General features: G+C 47.2%; 15 protein-coding genes, 1 pseudogene and 1 riboswitch. Of the genes and pseudogenes, 1 reads left to right on the top strand and 15 read right to left on the bottom strand.

The genetic code is table 11. The features are described 5' to 3' along the window. The 13 genes and pseudogenes from AQR02_RS34165 to AQR02_RS12705 form a co-directional block, all read right to left on the bottom strand. Positions 1 to 929: APC family permease (locus AQR02_RS34165; RefSeq protein ID WP_245237374.1), on the bottom strand; the 929-nt coding region annotated here is incomplete at its 3' end. A gap of 124 nt (positions 930 to 1053) precedes the next feature. After that, a riboswitch (cyclic di-AMP (ydaO/yuaA leader) is annotated at positions 1054 to 1211 on the bottom strand. 228 nt (positions 1212 to 1439) lie between these two features. After that, positions 1440 to 1871 carry a disulfide oxidoreductase gene (locus AQR02_RS12655; RefSeq protein WP_054940802.1) on the bottom strand — a complete coding sequence of 144 codons (432 nt, stop codon included), beginning with the start codon at positions 1869 to 1871 and terminating at the stop codon, positions 1440 to 1442. Further along, entirely contained in the window at positions 1871 to 2587 is a 717-nt protein-coding gene (locus AQR02_RS12660) for a DsbA family protein (protein ID WP_054942089.1), read from the bottom strand. Before AQR02_RS12660 ends, AQR02_RS12655 begins: the two co-directional genes overlap by 1 nt. A 133-nt stretch (positions 2588 to 2720) precedes the next feature. Then, positions 2721 to 4637 (bottom strand): ATP-binding protein, encoded by a 1917-nt coding sequence (locus tag AQR02_RS12665; protein WP_054940803.1) that lies wholly within the window; start codon positions 4635 to 4637, stop codon positions 2721 to 2723. Between the two features lie 230 nt (positions 4638 to 4867). Beyond that, on the bottom strand, positions 4868 to 6184 hold the full coding sequence (locus AQR02_RS12670; RefSeq protein WP_054940804.1) for a hemolysin family protein: 1317 nt from the start codon (positions 6182 to 6184) through the stop codon (positions 4868 to 4870). Positions 6185 to 6633: 449 nt separating this feature from the next. Further along, positions 6634 to 7044, bottom strand: coding sequence for a spore coat protein GerQ (gerQ, locus tag AQR02_RS12675; RefSeq protein ID WP_425340008.1), 411 nt, complete (start codon positions 7042 to 7044; stop codon positions 6634 to 6636). 178 nt (positions 7045 to 7222) lie between these two features. After that, on the bottom strand, positions 7223 to 7645 hold the full coding sequence (locus tag AQR02_RS12680) for a cell wall hydrolase (RefSeq protein ID WP_054940806.1): 423 nt from the start codon (positions 7643 to 7645) through the stop codon (positions 7223 to 7225). Positions 7646 to 7761: 116 nt separating this feature from the next. Then, positions 7762 to 8516 (bottom strand): annotated as a pseudogene (locus AQR02_RS12685) (SDR family NAD(P)-dependent oxidoreductase). 147 nt (positions 8517 to 8663) lie between these two features. After that, complete coding sequence (locus AQR02_RS12690; protein ID WP_054942090.1) at positions 8664 to 9056, bottom strand: DUF2500 domain-containing protein; 393 nt, start codon at positions 9054 to 9056, stop codon at positions 8664 to 8666. 229 nt (positions 9057 to 9285) lie between these two features. Then, positions 9286 to 9462, bottom strand: coding sequence for a hypothetical protein (locus AQR02_RS32850; protein ID WP_167347614.1), 177 nt, complete (start codon positions 9460 to 9462; stop codon positions 9286 to 9288). A gap of 265 nt (positions 9463 to 9727) precedes the next feature. Then, positions 9728 to 11023, bottom strand: a complete 1296-nt coding sequence (locus AQR02_RS12695) for a WD40/YVTN/BNR-like repeat-containing protein (protein WP_054940807.1) — start codon at positions 11021 to 11023, stop codon at positions 9728 to 9730. Positions 11024 to 11049: 26 nt separating this feature from the next. Beyond that, positions 11050 to 12432, bottom strand: a complete 1383-nt coding sequence (bcaP, locus tag AQR02_RS12700; protein WP_054940808.1) for a branched-chain amino acid transporter BcaP — start codon at positions 12430 to 12432, stop codon at positions 11050 to 11052. 41 nt (positions 12433 to 12473) lie between these two features. After that, positions 12474 to 13136, bottom strand: a complete 663-nt coding sequence (locus AQR02_RS12705; RefSeq protein ID WP_245237375.1) for a LysE family translocator — start codon at positions 13134 to 13136, stop codon at positions 12474 to 12476. 110 nt (positions 13137 to 13246) lie between these two features. Between AQR02_RS12705 and AQR02_RS12710 the strand changes: the two genes are divergently transcribed. Beyond that, the gene (locus AQR02_RS12710) at positions 13247 to 14173 is read left to right on the top strand and encodes an L-lactate dehydrogenase (RefSeq protein WP_054940810.1); all 927 of its coding nucleotides are present in this window, start codon (positions 13247 to 13249) and stop codon (positions 14171 to 14173) included. Between the two features lie 225 nt (positions 14174 to 14398). Here AQR02_RS12710 and AQR02_RS12715 read toward each other — a convergent pair whose 3' ends face one another. Together AQR02_RS12715 and AQR02_RS12720 are read right to left on the bottom strand one after the other, a co-directional pair. Then, positions 14399 to 15370, bottom strand: coding sequence for a glycoside hydrolase family 113 (locus AQR02_RS12715; RefSeq protein ID WP_245237377.1), 972 nt, complete (start codon positions 15368 to 15370; stop codon positions 14399 to 14401). 231 nt (positions 15371 to 15601) lie between these two features. After that, positions 15602 to 16534, bottom strand: coding sequence for a tyrosine-type recombinase/integrase (locus AQR02_RS12720; protein ID WP_054940811.1), 933 nt, complete (start codon positions 16532 to 16534; stop codon positions 15602 to 15604). Positions 16535 to 16600 lie beyond the last annotated feature (66 nt).

Below are 16600 nucleotides of genomic sequence, written 5' to 3' on the forward strand. Positions count from 1 at the left end.
AACAAAATTACTGCCGTGATCCCTTGAATGAAGAAGTACAAACCACCGCGGCCGAAAGTAGATTCAGCAATTTGTGAAACAACGGTTGCTTTTTCATCAGGCATTACTCCGTACCAGTAGGCCAGCAAGGTGATTCCTGTAAACATAATACCAAGGATAAGCCCCATCATCATCAAGGTTTTGGCTGCATTTTTTTCCGCCGGCGCCTTGAAGTTCGGGATAGCATTCGATACCGCTTCTACCCCGGTCAGGGCCGAACAGCCGGAGCTGAACGCCTTAAGCAGGAGGAACAGACTGACGTTTGATACAGCGGACCCGATTTCAGGCACATTGGCATGAGCGCCGCCGGTCATGTATTTGAATACTCCGGCAACAATCAGGACAAAGATAGATACTACGAACAAATATACCGGGATTGCAATGAAAGAAGCCGATTCCGTAACGCCGCGCAGATTGATAATTGTTAACAGTAAAATAACGGATACCGCAATCAGTACAGAATGATCATGCAAACCTGGAAAAGCGGATGTAATCGCGTCTGTACCGGCTGAGGCACTAACCGCAACAGTAAGAATATAATCTACCAACAAAGAGCCTCCGGCTAATAGACCGGTAGGAACACCCAGATTGCTCTTGGCCACGATGTAAGCCCCGCCCCCTTGCGGATAAGCGAAGATCGTCTGGCGATAGGACAAAATAAGTATGGCCAGCAAGCCCAGAACGGCTAATGCAATTGGCAGTGAGTACCAGATGGCAGTGAAACCTGCGGCCACCAGTACAATCAGGATTTGTTCCGTTCCGTAGGCTACAGACGAGAGCGCATCAGAAGACAGGACAGCCAGTGCTTTCACCTTGGATAACTTTTCATGATCGAGTTCGTTCGACTTCATCGGACGCCCGATCAATAGTCGTTTTACCTTGCTTACCATTGTAGTAACAGTTCCTCTCTTTGTGAGTTGAAACGGTAGTACCGTGCGCTGTTTTCATAGGCGGATTTCATAAATGCAGGCACAAAAATAAGCATACGGAAATGATCCGCATGCCTAGGCATGGTCATTATCCCACCCTTGCTTACGAGGTTAGCTGGCGGATTCGGGCTGTGGTAGCCCTACAGTTGCGGTCATTCTGGCCGCTTCCGATTCACCCCAATGGCCCTGCGGCCAAGTTTGGTTCCCCCGTTTTCCCTTCGGAAAATTCAGCGCATATTCAACTTCTCACAAGGTCTAATGATAGTCTACAATGCATTTACAGTAAAGCTTTGAATCAAATGAAAAAATAATGAAAAAACATCCAAAACACGCAAATCCAAGATCGGGGATAAGTTGATCTTTCATTCTCTTGCATTATCCCTCATTACCTTGGTTTTTGAGTGTTTTGGATGTTAAATGTGACAGAAAAAACAGGAATTATTTAGGTGCAAAAATCAGTCTACCCTTTGCCTATTCCGGCTGATCAGTCTTGCGTCCAGTCCACAGCAATATTGTGATCAGCACAAACGCTGTCAGTGCCATTAAAGGAATTGTAATGAACCCCAATAAGTTAATATAATCCTGATTACAAGGAACGCCGACGGTGCAGGGAAGCACTTTGCTCAGCGCAGGAATCTTCTGCTCGGCATAGTGATACAATGAGATGCTCCCGCCAATAATACTTAAAGGCAATACGTAGGGAATGATGCGCTTATCCCCCCGGTAGGTGGCAATTCCAAGCAGAAACAGCTGCGGATACATAAAGATACGCTGGAACCAGCACAGCTTACAGGGTTCATATTTGAGGACTTCACTTAAGTACAAGCTGCCGGCAACGGCAATGATGGACACAAACCAGGCCAAATAAAGACAGTGGCGACGGCAAAAGGTAGAGAATTCCATCACTCGGCAACCAACGCTTCAGAGGCCACTTTGATCTGGGCGTCGATGGCTTCAATATTAAACGGTTCTTCCACCATTACTCCATTAACAAATACGGTTGGTGTTGAACTAACTCCTGCGTTTTTAGCAAGATCAATATCGTTCTGCAATTCATCCATATAGGTCTTGTCTTCAATATCTTTGCGCAGCAGATCAAAATCAACCGGCAGGCTTTCCTTACGGGCCAGATCCACTAAATAGTCTGTGGTCGCCCATTCCTTGTTCTCGTCGCCCTGATTGGCATAGAGAGCGTCATAATAGGTCCAGAATGCATCACTGTTCTGATGATAGACAGACAATGCGGCGAGCGAGGCTGTAGTCGAATCCGGGCCGAGAAAGGCCATGTTTACAAAATAAAAGGCTGCCTTATCCTGATTCACATACTCCTGGACAATCTGCGGCTTAATAACCCCCGTGAATTGAGCGCAGGCCGGACATTTAAAATCACCGAATTCGACGATTTTGACCGGTGCATCCTCTTTTCCGAGTCTAGGAAGTTCACTGTAGTTGAAACTTACCGGCTCGGCGGAAGTACCCTCATTGGAATTGTCTTTTGCTGCCAGCAAATATAAACCTACAAAGATAATGACCACTACAGCTATTGTGCTGACAATTAGGATTCTCGTTTTCTGCTTCTGCTGCTCCAGCTCTGCCTTACGTTTCTCCTGTTTGCTCATTTGGGGAATCGCGGCGGTTTTCCGTTTGTTTTGGCTCAACTGAGAGTTCCTTTCTGTCCATGAGGACCCATAAGATATGAATCATATAATTTAAAATTATATAATTAAACTTCTCAATTTGGCAAACAAGAGCTTACACGGCCTCCGGTTTCATTTGCCTCCCATTCTGTTCTTTCTTATCCTGCACTTGCCGGGGCTCTGTCTCCGCGGACGGCAGCCTAATATTTAAAATAAACTCTGTACCTTTATCAACCTCCGATTCAACCCATATCCGGCCATTCATGAGCTCTATCAGCTTCTTACTTATTGCGAGGCCTAGCCCTGTACCTTGATATTGTCTGCTATGCGAGGCATCCAGCTGGGTGAACGGCTGAAACAGCAGCTCCATTTTTTCCGGAGGGATTCCGATGCCTGTATCTTTTATTCTGAATGTTAATCCCTGGCCGTTCTCTTGCACATCAGAGGATTCTACAGTTACATGTATCTCACCAAACGGAGTGAATTTCACGGCATTACCGATTAGATTCACCATAATTTGGCGGATCCTCAAGCTGTCTCCGATCAAATATTCTGGAATATCCCCCGCTACCTGCAAATGGAGCTGCAGATTCTTTTCTCTGGCGGTTGCTTCAAACAAATATATACACTCCTGCAGCAATACAGAAAGTTGAAAGGTTTCTCTGCGCAGCTGCATTCCATCTGACTCCAGACGGGAAATATCCAGAACATCACTTATTACATTAAGCAGCGCTTGACTGCTTCTATATTGCAGCCGGAGCATTTCCTGCTGGTCCGGATTCTCAATATCCTCTGCCAAAAGCTGATTAATTCCAATAATCCCGTTCAGCGGTGTTCTGATTTCATGGCTCATTATGGCCAAAAATTCGCTTTTCATCCGGTCTGCGCTTTCCGCCGCTTCCTTGGCAATAATCAGCTCCTGTTGAAACTTAACAATTGCGGTTACATCCTCAGCAACGATATATACGAACCGCTGCTTGTCATTGATGAGCGGAAAGACAGTAGTACTGCAGATCAGCCTTCCGCCGCTTTTTATTTTCACTGCAAGTTCCAGCTTAGCAGAGTGCCCTTCCACGGCCTGCTTAACCGCTGCCTTAAGTAAGGCCTCATCTTCTGGAGTGCACAGGATCTTTTTGTAATCATCCAGCTCTTCCTTTCCATAGCCGGTCGTATGCCGCAATGAAGGATTGGCGCTGATGACTTTTTTACGGAACGGATCGATACAGAGCACCATATCCGGGCTGGATTCAAATAATGCCGTATACCGCTGCTCATTGAATTTTGCAGAGAAGAGGACCCGTTTACGGTCTTTATAAAGAAGCATCAGAACGATTAATACAATTAATATAAAGGAACAGGCAAGGATCATACCCAGGAACGAATCCGCCAGTAAGGTGGCTGTACTTGAATAAATAAGTGCCTTGTCGGTTGGAAATGACGCACCTGACATCGCTGTATAATGTGTTCCCGTTAAGGAAGCGGTCAGTACGGATACAAGCAATATTTTTTTCGCCGTGAACATGTTATAGTCATTTTCTATCCACTTGGGGTTGTACGAAGCAGTAATTACCGGAACAGCTAGAGAGAATACAATGGACAGCAGGACAGAAATCTGGCTCTGCTCATAGTCACCGGCAAACTTCATAGACATAATTCCGCTAAGATGCATGATGAGAATACCGCTGCTGAACAATATACCGCCGAACGCCAAATAACCCTTGCTGCGTGTGTAAGGACTACTTAGGAGCAGAAGAAGCGCGTAGGACGCGGCTATGGACACAACCAGGGACAGCAGCAGCAACGGAAGATCATACGATACGGTAACCTCCAGTTTCATAGCCCGCATGCCGATATAATGCATACTCCACATCCCAGTGCCCAGGATGCAGGATATCACAAGGATAAAGCGATACCCTCGTTTTCCGCGAACCAGCCGTTCTGCCAGATCAAGGGTTGCAAAACAGGTAAGTAATGCTATTACAACGGAAAAGAGGACCAGCAGCTCACTGTAATGATCCTGATGATGCAGCATTCGCCCCTCCCCCTTTCTTCATCAGTAATATATAAATATACTATTTACACTACCTTTACCCGACAAGAAACGGCACCAATCGGCCAAATATGATCATTATATGGTCAATTTTATCAAAAAAAAGAAACGGAATACTCTCCTAAGGAGACAGTATCCGTTCCATAAGTTCGTTATTTACTGCAAAAAGCACAGGCCAATTGCTCAGCGCCATGCCTCCTGTAGATTTAAAATTACGCTCCGGCTTCCTCCGTCAATAACTGCATCTTCAGCAGTTTTATCCGGGAAATCCGTTTGTTGTCTGTTTCGTCCACCACAAACAGGTGGCCGTCAAATTCGAAGGTCTGGCCTTTTTGCGGCGGATTAATCTCCAGCTTGGAATACAACCAGCCGCCGATTGTATCATAGTCGTCCGTCTCCATATGAAGTCCCAGCAAGTCATTTATTTCTTCAATTAGCATAAGACCATCAATAGAATATTCATTCTCCCCCAGCTTCTCAACGCCGGGACGTTCCTCATCGAACTCATCCTGAATCTCTCCGACAATCTCTTCCATAATGTCTTCCAGGGTAACCATGCCCGAAGTACCGCCATACTCATCAATCAGAATAGCAATTTGGGTCTTGGCACGCTGCATTACCTTAAGAAGCGCACTAATCTGGATCGACTCCGGAACCGTAAGAATAGGACGAATCAATTCATTGTACTTCGGAGCCTGCTCACGGATCATATCCTTAATATGAATAAATCCGAGAATATGATCTTTATCACCGTCGCAGACCGGATAACGGGTTCTCATTCCATCAAAGGCGATTTCCAGGTTCTCCTCTGTAGAGAGATGGCTGTTCAAACAGATCATTTCAGTCCGGGGGATCATGATCTCGCGCGCCATGGTATCAGCAAATTCAAAAATATTGTCTACCAGTGTCATTTCGGTATTGTCGATCAGCCCGCTCTTATTGCTCTCCTGCATGATAATACGGATCTCTTCCTCAGTGTGCGCTGTCGCCAGCTCCGAAGCCGGTGACAAACGGAAAATGCGTAGCAGCCCCCTGGCCAAACCATTCACGATCCAGATAAACGGATACATGATCCGGTAGAACACATTCATGGCTCCCGAGGTTAGCAGAAGTACCGCTTCCGCTTTGTTCACCGCAATGGTCTTGGGAGCAAGCTCTCCAAGGACAATATGCAGAACCGTGATAAACATAAAGGCAATAATCAGTGAAATCACATAAACGGCTGCATCGCCAAAGCCTAAGCTTGTTACAAGCGGCCCCACAATCGTGGCTACAGCAGGTTCTCCAAGCCACCCCAGAGCAAGCGAGGCAAGCGTGATGCCCAGCTGGCAGGCGGACAGATAAGCATCCAGATTGTGTACAATATTTCTTGCTGCGAGCGCTCTTTTGCTGCCTTCCTCAATCAGCGATTCAATGCGGCCACTGCGTACCTTGACCATTGCATACTCTACCGAAACAAAAAAGCCGTTAAACAGCACAAGCAAAATAATAAGACCTACATGTAATATACCGGGTAAAGGGTCGCTCAATTTATACTCCTATCCACCGTCTCCTCATTCGGGCGGATAGGCCCACCTCCTTCGTTTGTTAAAAATGTCAGCCTGCATAACGTCAGCTGTTCCTTTCAGAATCAATTTCCCAATGCCTTCATCTCCTGACTGAAATCACGGATTTATAAATATATACAATATTATATTATTACTCGCAGTACAAAAACAGGTCTAAACCATTGTAAAATATGATCTAGTTGTCTTTCTCTGGGACATCCCTTCCCCAAAACGTATTAATTGAAGAAATCTGCATAAAACTTTTAATATATATGTTAAATCCTCAGAGCCCGCTCCGTCAACTTTTGTACTCCAGCCCGGCTTATCAGCGGATAAGGAACTTTCTTGTACTACCAAAGAAACAGCAGACCGCCATAAAGGGGTCTGCTGTTTCTTTGGACTGTTTTCTATGGATAGGAAGCAGAAGCGCATTAACGCCAGTTGCGGGTTGGCGGATTGCCTATGACACCTGGATATTGGTAAACGAGCGGTTCATCGAAGGTTGCATAATCGAAATTAACCATCAGCAGGACGGTCCGCTGTCCGGTAGCCGGATCGCTGATTATGATGTGATCACGGCCGGCTGCTTCAAGAACGCCTTTGTATATCTTCGCATTCCACTCTTTGTTGTTCTCATATGTGTAGTAGAACGTACCGATCTTACCCAAGTTAAGACGGAAAATATTCTCGATATAGGATTGTTCGAAGACCGGCGCGGTTGTTGGTACCACCGTTCCAGTCGGAGTCATCGGACTTCCGCTTGTAACTTGAGGCGGCACAGTTCCCATTGTACCCATTGTACCCATAGTACCCGGAGTTCCCATGGATCCCATTGAACCCATAGTTCCCATTGACCCGGCTGGCATCATGCCACCGGAAGCGTTGCTGCCCATCATATAAGTAACGGGACGGTAAGGTTGACCTATCATTTGTATAAAACCTCCTAATAGTTGTTAGCCAGGGAGACAGACTTTGGAATTTCATCCTGTCAGTCAGTCTGTCTCCAGCGGGCTGCGTTGTCTAGTATACAGCCGGGCAATCTCCAGCAGTCGGTGTAAAGAAGCAGTGGGCTTTGTAGCGTCCGGTATTCCGCTGGTTATACCACTCGGCAGGACAAGCTCCCACAGGACGGAAGAACCATAAGGCATTGGAAGCCGGCCAGGTTCTTTCACCTCCTATAGCTCTTTGGGCCAAGCGGATGTCCCTATCCCGCGCGCGCTGATAGAAATATCCCTTCTGCGGGGCCTCGAAGCCGCCTGGACTCTGGTACACCATATCATTCACATTGCGAATGTTTTTGAAGTCCAGACAATTGCCTAGAATCCGGTTCACACCTACATTGCCAACCATCAGCATGCCCGATTCCCCATCCTCTTCGGCCTCAGCCCTCATAAGCCGTGCGAGCACCTTTACATCTTCTGAGTTCGCTTTGATGACGGCCACGCTTTCTCCTCCTTGTACTTGCCACTTTTCTTAACTGCTCGCTGTATTGTATGTGCATTCGCCTAAGAGGTGACAGTCCGTGCCCAATTTCTCCCGGTACTTTTTATTTGAGTGATTTAGGGTTCATAAATCATTTTACGGGTCATCCCTCCATCAATCACTAGCTGTGCGCCGGTAATAAAGTTATTCTCCGGTGCCATTAAATAAAGACAGGCCCGGGCAGTGTCCTCCGGCTTACCTACCCGTCCGGAAGGATGCTGTTATGTTCAATCTCACGCAGCTGCGCATAATCACCGGTCTCAATCCAGCCGGGGCTGATACAATTCACCGTGATACCATCCTCCCCTAATGTGACCGCCATGGCATGCGTTAAGGCTGAAATTGCTCCCTTGGAGGCCGCATAAGCTTCCGTATTAGGTTCAGACATTAACGAACGGGTGGAAGACAGATTCACAACAGCGCCTCCTGCTGCATTCTTCCGCATGATTTTAGCTGCCTCACGAGTGGCCAGAAAAACACTCCGGGCATTGGTGTTAAGCACCTTGTCCCATTCGTCCGCAGAGAGCTCGTACAACGTCTTGGTGTGCGCATTGGCAATCCCTGCATTATTAATCAGGATATCGATGGTACCGTATTCGCGGGCTGTATGGGCGACTAAGGCAACTATCTGTTCCTCTATACTCACATCACAAGCCACGAATTCAGCAGCTCCGCCTCTTTGCATGATCTCCTCCGCCGCTTCCTGACCAAGAGCTGCATTCAGCTCTGCAATAATAACGTTTGCACCTTCAGCAGCATACGCTCCGGCAATTGCTCTACCAATACCATGACCGGCGCCGGTTACAATAACTGTTTTATCTGCATAGTTCACGAGTATGATTCTCCCTTCAAAAAGTTAGCTTAGCATAATATAAATATCCCCTTGTTCCAAAACCGGAAACAAGGGGATTGTACAGCAAAACGTATTATATAGTAAACAAGACGCTTGAGGCTCAGCAGCTCTAATTGAAGACAAGCTCTATTCCGCAGTAGAGTAATGAGGATGCCGCTGAAAACCATGGTATCTTGTCCCCTGGTATGTCAGTAATCCTCTATCCCCTTCTGCACTCATTCCGAATTCATTCCCGTCCACCTTGAATTCCATCCGCGCACCATCCTGGGCTTCATAGGTTAAATAATAGGTCGTGCTGGTGCGGCTGCTCTGGCTTTCATCCTGAAGCTGCTGCTGGCGGACTTCACTGCGTTTACTGACAATGCGGGCGGGGATGGTCAGTAAGGGTGAGCTGTTGTTGCGGCTCCATTGAAACAATCCCCTGCCCACAGATACAGCGACTATGCCAATCATCACGACGAGGAAAATCGGTATCACCGTCCCGGTAAGATCAAACATCCAAGAAGGATCCGAGCCCATTCCCATGACTTATTCCCCCTTAATCCCCAAATACTTGCGGCTGCTCCCTGAATCTCTCTCCAGGGTGCTACTGTACATGTATATGCCCTTAGCCGCAAATACAGCATCATAAATAAGAAAATCAGGGATACGGCAGCTGAAATTCTATACAACATAAACAAAAAGACCACGCTGTCCTCAATTTCGAGAACATATGTGGTCTTTACTATCTTCTATTTGTTCTAACATATTAAGCATGTACAAGATCAAGGAGTTGTTTGGTTTCGTTCTCTTCTACTGGAAGCATACCATTCTCAGCCCAGCACGCTCTGCATTGTTCTTCGGTCTCACACAGGTGGGCATCATCGCAGTTATAGCACAATTGCAGCAGGTTTCTAGTCGTATAATCCGTTTCAAAAGTTGTCATTGTAATCGCTCCTCTTCGGGATTAAAGTTTGTGAAAAAATGAACTTGCTTTCTATGTGTTAAATATATCACAGGATTCGCCGTTTGTCATGTGATTTTTTTCACATTTTTAAAGAAAATTTTAAATACGTTTTTTTTGCTTAATCAGCTTTAGGTAAGCTAGGTTTATAATACGAATCTTTGTGCCATTATATCACATTGAACGTGAACATTAGGAAATTCAAAAAAGAAGGCTGCCTGGGCAGCCCTCTTTTCTATCCATACTCTTACATAACCCGCCAACTGACTCCACCATTGGTTGTCTGCAGAAGAATCGATCTGCGGTCCACTTCTTTTTGGATTAGAAGCCAGCCTACATCGTCTGAGATGAACTGGAGCTTCACAATCTCCGGGTATTCCAGCAGCTTGGATTGCAGTACACTGCTAGCAGGCAGTGCAGTCCAAGTTTGGCCCTGGTTCACCGTTTTGTACATCAGATTTCCATTCAGGATCCAGCCGACCTTAGTATTTAAAAAAACAGGGGGCAGATGGCGATTGATTCCAGTCTGGCTGCTGAGTGCAAAATTTACGAACTTCCAGTTGTCTCCACCATTCGCTGTAAAATAACCATTATAGGAAACGCTGTTTTTTTTATCAATTTGACAGGCTACCGGCAGCCAGCCGGAGGTGTTATTATCCCCGAAAAACTCGGGTTCTCCGGTAATGACCTTATCACAGCCTTCCCATTCTTCATTCACCAGGAATTCCGGTCCCGGACTCCAGGTTGACCCGTTATCACTGGTCATATAAATTTTGGGCAGCGCACCTGTCTGGAGTGTCACAAATCCACGGTTCATATCCTTAAAAATCATTCCAGTAATAACCCCGGCCATAGGAATTGTATTGTTTGGCAATTTCGGATTATACTGCTCGTTCTGCATAATCATATTCCAGGTTGCCCCGCCGTCCGCAGTAACATACAAAGCCTTGCTCTCCTTGGTGGCATTTGCATCCCAGGAAGTCATCAGCCAGCCCGACTGAGGTGAATTAAAATAGATGGACGATATGGTATTCGAATCGGGAAAGGAAGTCACTTTCCAGCTCCGGCCGCCATCTGTCGTACGCAGCACCACTGTCTCTGTCATGCCAAATGCGCTGCGGATAATCCAGCCATTACTCGGATCCGTGAAAAAAATCTCTTCGCCGTAAACCGGATTGGATAGAAACTGCACATTGGCAGACGGTGATATATTAGCCCATGTCCCGCCGTTATCCCTGGTCATATAGATCCGCAGCTCATTTTTGGTGACGCCCCAGGCCAGACCCACCGATGGATTCAACAGCCGGAAATCAGTCAGCCGGGTCTGAATTTGATATTTAGGTGCACTATCATTCGTCACGTTCTTGGCATCACCAGGTGTAATCAGGGTAATCGTCTGCCCCTCTTCCGGCGCTTCCGTCGGCTGTGGGGGCTGAGTTGGCTCAGGCACCGGGGATGAAGAGCAGGCCGAAAGAATCAGCAGGATCATGAGAAAAGCAATCGCTGTTCTCAGAAGCTTGTAGCCTGTTGTTTCGGATAACAAGACTCTCTCCCCTTTTCGTATCTCGATTATTTACGATTCATCTTACTATGCTTGTATCCGTACAGCCAATAAACCAGCAGGCCGAGAATCAGCCAAAGGATAAAGCCGATCCAAGTCTCTCTGCCCAAATTATACATCAAATACCCGCAGGCTGCTGCACTTAGCAGCGGGATGAACGGTACCCATGGTACTCTAAAGCCTCTTTTTAAGTCGGGGTGAGTCCGGCGCAGCACAATAACACCGAGTGATACGACCAGAAACGCGAATAGTGTACCTATACTGGTCAGATTAGCCAGCCGGTCGAGTGGGACAAAACCGGTCAATACCGCGATAATCCCTCCGACCACCCAGGTGCTGCGTACAGGTGTATGTGTCTTCGCACTGACCTTGGATAATATCTCAGGCAGCAGCCCGTCCCGTGAGATGGCAAACAAAAGCCGGGTCTGGCCAAACAGCAATACGAGCAGAACCGTAGTCATACCGGCAATAGCGCCAATTGAGATTAATCCGGCAATCGTATTCTGATTGACGAATCGCAAGGCGAAGGAAACCGGATCACTTACATTCAGACTCTGGTAGGGAACAATACCGGTCAGTACCAGGGAGACGGTTATATAGAGAACCGTACAGATCGCAAGCGAAGAAATAATACCAATCGGCAAATCCCGCTGCGGACGTTTGACCTCCTCAGCTGCAGTTGATAGGGCATCAAAACCGATATAGGCAAAAAATACGGTAGCTGCCCCATTTACAACCCCATGGAAGCCGAACGGGAGAAATGGTGTCCAGTTTTCCGGTTTCACGTAAAATATACCGGTAAAGATGAACAGAAGCACCACCGATAACTTGATGACAACCATAATGGCATTGAACCGGGCTGTTTCTTTGACCCCCCGGGTTAATAGATAAGAAATCAGCAAAATAATAATCACTGCGGGTAAATTAATAAAAGTTCCTTTGTCCGCATTATAAGCCCCGGAGAGCGCCGTGGGCAAATGTACTCCGAATCCATCCAGGAGTCCCTGGAAATAACCGGACCAACCGCTGCTAACCGCCGCAGCTGCAACTCCATATTCAAGTACCAGATCCCAGCCCAGGATCCAGGCTAGCAGCTCGCCAAAAGCAACATAGCTGTAAGCATAAGCGCTCCCGGATACCGGAAGTGTAGAGGCGAACTCTGAATAACAGAGTGCTGAAAGCACACAGGCGAATCCGGCCAGTACAAAGGACAGTACCAGTCCGGGTCCGGCATGCTGTGCAGCTGCAACTCCTGTCATAACAAAAATGCCGGTGCCTATAATCGCTCCTACACCGAGTGTAGTGAGATCAAGTGCCCCCAAGGTTTTGCTGAGGTTGCCGGCATTGTCACTTTGAGGTGCAACCAGCGGTTTTTTGCGGAATAAATCCATACTTCTTTTCTCTCCTGTCGATAATAGATGTGTGTGTGGTGCTAAGGCGAGGTAGTCAACAATTTGATGCCCAGCCCTACAAAAATAACTCCGGCAGCAAGATTGGCGCCCTCCTGCATCCGGGGCTTCTCCAAAAACTTACTGCTGAAACTACCTGCAAAATATGCAAGCAGTCCAAAAATCAAAAAAGTCAGAAAAATGAAGACCAGTCCCAGTACTACCATTTGCAGCGGTACAAAGCCATGATCATAATTCACAAATTGCGGCAGAAAGGTGAGAAAGAAAATCGCTACCTTCGGATTGAGGATATTCATCAAGAGTCCTTTCCGCAGCAGTACACGCTTGTCTTTCTTCTCTCCTGTCTGCAGCACCCTTGCCGTTTTGCGGTATTTCAGGGATTTAACAGCCAAATTGAACAGATAAACTGCCCCGGCAATCTTGAAAACCGTAAAAAGCACCGGTGACGTAGTCACAATAATCGAGAGCCCAAGTGCAGCGGCCAGCGTATGTACCGTGTTTCCCAGTGCCAGTCCGGCAGCTGTATAAACTCCCGCCCTGCGGCCATTCGCAATCCCCTGAGTCACAGCAAAAATGAGATCCGGTCCAGGAATCAAAATCAGCAGCACTGCGGCTCCAATAAACAAAAATAAGGTGGATACCGTAAACATAATTCTCTCCATTCTGCCAAATATTATAGTTAGCATGCCCGTTTTCGGGTAATGGATTAAAAACAGGATGCTTGAAAACACTATCCTTAGCGATTATGATGTTTAAGATTGGACACAAAAAATTCAAACTCGGAGGAGATGTAACAATGGCCCCCCCATTCAAGCCCAATCGTGTCGTGGTAATCGGCACAGGTGCAGTAGGAACGACAACTGCATATACCCTGCTTCTACGCAGACGCATGCAAGAATTGGTACTTATAGATGTTAATCATCAGAAGGCACTTGGTGAAGCATTGGACATGAACCACGGCATGCCGTTTGTCGGCGGTGTGAAGCTATGGGCAGGTACCTACGAAGATTGCCGGGAAGCGGATATTATCATCGTAACCGCCGGTGCATCCCAGAAGCCTGGTGAGACCCGAATCGACCTTCTGCGCAAAAACATCTCGATCTTTAAAGACATCATCCAAAAAATTACGAAATACAACCAGCACGCCATTCTGCTGATTGCAACGAATCCGGTCGATATCCTGGCTTACGCCACCCTGAAAATCAGCGGCTTCGACCGCAGACGTGTCATCGGTTCCGGTACAGTGCTCGATAGTGCACGTTTCCGTTATCTGATCGGGAAGCATAAAGAAATCGATCCGCGCAGCATTCATGGTCAAATTATCGGTGAACATGGAGATTCCGAGCTTCCGGTATGGAGCTTGTCCAATGTCGCCGGGATTGATCTCGGCTTCGACGAAGCCGAACGCCAGGAGATCTTCGAAGACACCAAAAATGCCGCTTACGAAATTATCGATGCCAAAGGCTCTACTTCTTACGCGATTGCACTGGCACTTGACCGTATTGTCGTCTCCATCCTGGACAATGAAGGCGCGGTGCTTAACGTCTCCACCCTGCTCAACAACTATAACGGGGTTTCGGATGTATTCCTGGGTGCGCCATGTGTGGTTGACCGCTCCGGTGTACGGGAAGTCCTTGATTTGCCGCTCAGTGATGAAGAACAGGCATTGTTCCGGAAATCGGGAGATAAACTCAAGGCGGAAATCTCCAAGCTTGAACTGTAATCCAATCCCTGCACACAAAAGAAACCGTCCTTTGAGTGTATGGCATACCACCACTGCTAAAGGACGGAGTTTACTCACCATGTCATCTTGATAATATAACATGAAACATTTTTGCCTGACAATGATAATAGTATCTTGGTTACAATTAACATCCCGCTTGAATGAGTGTAAGAAAAATGATCCGCAGACTGGCGCATTTGCTCCAGCTTGCGGATCATTTCTGCATTATCTGATGACAGGGCGTTTGTAATATTCCCGCAATACTTGCTCTGCTTCTTTACCATAAATGTCAAAACCGACATTGGTAGAGGCTTCCTCAGCCTTATACAAGCGAGTGCTCCAATCCCACCAGAAGAATCCCGCAAACCAGGGTTCGTCCCAGAACGTTTCAAGCGCTGAACGGTAAAAATTCGCCTGCTCTTGTTCCGAAGCGGGAAGCTCCTTATGTGTAAAGTCCCATGGCATAGTGGCACAGCCAAGCGCGCTGCGGCAGCCGATTTCGATAAAGACCAGCGGCTTGCCGAACCGCTCAGCCAACGCCTTCAGCCGCGGCTTCTGTTCCTCCCATGCCAGGCGCATGTTCTCGTAGGAATCACCCGGAACGGAGGCTACCGGATAATAGGCGCTTGTTCCAATATAATCTACAGCATCAAGCCAGTCGATGCCCTCCTCTTTGCCATGGTTCGCATTGTATACGATAGGGCCGGTGTATAAACTTTTAACCTCACCTATTAAATGGCGCCACTCTGTTTCCCTTGACTCTGTTGCCACCATTTCACAGCCGATACAGAACATCTCACATTCAAGCTCCTCTGCCAGCTCTGCGTAATGCTTGATGAAATTCGTATAGGAATTGAACCAGGCTTCCCAGTAACTGTCCCCTTCCTCAGGAAAACCGATCCGCGCTCTCCAGATGCCGTCCCTTGAATTTACTACCGGCTTCAGGCACACCTTCAGCCCCAGTTCCTTCGCCAGACGCACGGCATGCTCAATATCCCTGTCAGTCATCGTATATCCGTAATCAAAATAAATATTAGTTGAGTGCACAGTATCTTGCCATGTCCAGAAGGATAAAGCTATCCATTCACTTCCGGTCTCTGCCAGTTTGCGCAGTGAATCCTCCGCATACGGCTGTCTGAACGCCCCTCGCGTTGATTCCCAGCCATAGGTCATTCCTTTAAAAAACAGTTCTTTCACAGTCCAGTCCTCCTATTAAATGATCGTAACTTGTTTCTCTCAACGCTGTTTATAACAAAAAAATTTTATACCTATCTGTTGTTAGGATAATTCAAAAACAATACAATAACAAGTTATTTATTTATGTATCATGCTTAAGGCTGTTCCAGCAATAATTTGAGAACAAAAACAGCCGGCGAACTGTTTAGTCCGTCGGCTGTTTTGAAGTAGATTGACATAATGTAGGTTATGTTACTTTATTGCTGATACTTCCATCATTGGCATGCTGATTTGCAGTCTGGCCATCGCTTCTTCCTTCTCGCGGCTCGTGATATGTGTATACACTGTTGTCGTTTGAATAGATGAGTGACCCAGCAGTTCCTGAACTGTACGCAGATCCGCACCCTTGCGCAGCAGCATAGTAGCGAAGGAATGCCGCAGCTTATGACTTGAATAGGACCGGCGGTGCGCCTCAGGTACACCTTTCTGAAACCGTCCGAATGTATGGGCTGCGATTCCCTGAATACCACGGATGGAGAGTCTTCGGCCTTTTTGAGAAATGAACATCGCTTCCTCTTTGCTGCGCCACGGGGTTAGCCGTTCTTTCATTGCCTGCTCCAGATAAGGGGCTACATCCTCCGGAACCGGAACATTGCGCCATTTCCGCCCTTTCCCGAATACACGGAGTAAGCGGCGTTCCGCGTTGTAATCACTCAGATTAAGCGTGTGAACCTCCCCTACCCGCAGGCCCATATAGGACATGAGTAAAAAGACAGCCAGATTGCGGCTGCGGTATTTGCCGTCTATAGCAGATAAGAACCGCTGCAGGTCGCCTTCATCCAGATAGACAGGTTCACGGTTCTTTTCTGTTTTGGACTTCTTGATGCCTGCCGCCGGATTGACACTAAGCAGTTCAAGCTCAATCAGTGCTTTGAACAGGCAGTTAATCGAGGCATGTTTGCGGTTACGTGTCGCGTCGCTGACCCCTCGTTCACGGACAGAAGTCAGATAAGAGACGACATGGAGCTTTTTGACGGATCCAAGCGGCTTGGAGTTTAGGCCCTCCAGAAACTCGCGTACATCAGCCAGATAGGATTTCTGTGTATATGCTGTATAACCGGCATCCTTCATCCAGATCAGAAAAGCTTCCAGCTCTTCCACATAGTCTGATTCTGAATCATTCATCACTATCCCCCCATTTCCGAAATCCTATTGTACCATAGACAATCCATGTAAAATCAATACTCCATC

This window comes from Paenibacillus ihuae, assembly GCF_001368795.1.
Lineage (GTDB): Bacteria > Bacillota > Bacilli > Paenibacillales > Paenibacillaceae > Paenibacillus_AQ > Paenibacillus_AQ ihuae.

What these genes read in the sequence shown, in the direction of transcription:
- AQR02_RS12655 (WP_054940802.1), bottom strand. Translation starts at nt 1,871, where the DNA reads ATGGAATTCTCTACCTTTTGCCGTCGCCACTGTCTTTATTTGGCCTGG.
- AQR02_RS12660 (WP_054942089.1), bottom strand. Translation starts at nt 2,587, where the DNA reads ATGAGCAAACAGGAGAAACGTAAGGCAGAGCTGGAGCAGCAGAAGCAG.
- AQR02_RS12665 (WP_054940803.1), bottom strand. Translation starts at nt 4,637, where the DNA reads ATGCTGCATCATCAGGATCATTACAGTGAGCTGCTGGTCCTCTTTTCC.
- gerQ (WP_425340008.1), bottom strand. Translation starts at nt 7,044, where the DNA reads ATGGGTTCAATGGGATCCATGGGAACTCCGGGTACTATGGGTACAATG.
- AQR02_RS12690 (WP_054942090.1), bottom strand. Translation starts at nt 9,056, where the DNA reads ATGGGCTCGGATCCTTCTTGGATGTTTGATCTTACCGGGACGGTGATA.
- AQR02_RS32850 (WP_167347614.1), bottom strand. Translation starts at nt 9,462, where the DNA reads ATGACAACTTTTGAAACGGATTATACGACTAGAAACCTGCTGCAATTG.
- bcaP (WP_054940808.1), bottom strand. Translation starts at nt 12,432, where the DNA reads ATGGATTTATTCCGCAAAAAACCGCTGGTTGCACCTCAAAGTGACAAT.
- AQR02_RS12705 (WP_245237375.1), bottom strand. Translation starts at nt 13,136, where the DNA reads ATGCTAACTATAATATTTGGCAGAATGGAGAGAATTATGTTTACGGTA.
- AQR02_RS12710 (WP_054940810.1), top strand. Translation starts at nt 13,247, where the DNA reads ATGGCCCCCCCATTCAAGCCCAATCGTGTCGTGGTAATCGGCACAGGT.
- AQR02_RS12720 (WP_054940811.1), bottom strand. Translation starts at nt 16,534, where the DNA reads ATGAATGATTCAGAATCAGACTATGTGGAAGAGCTGGAAGCTTTTCTG.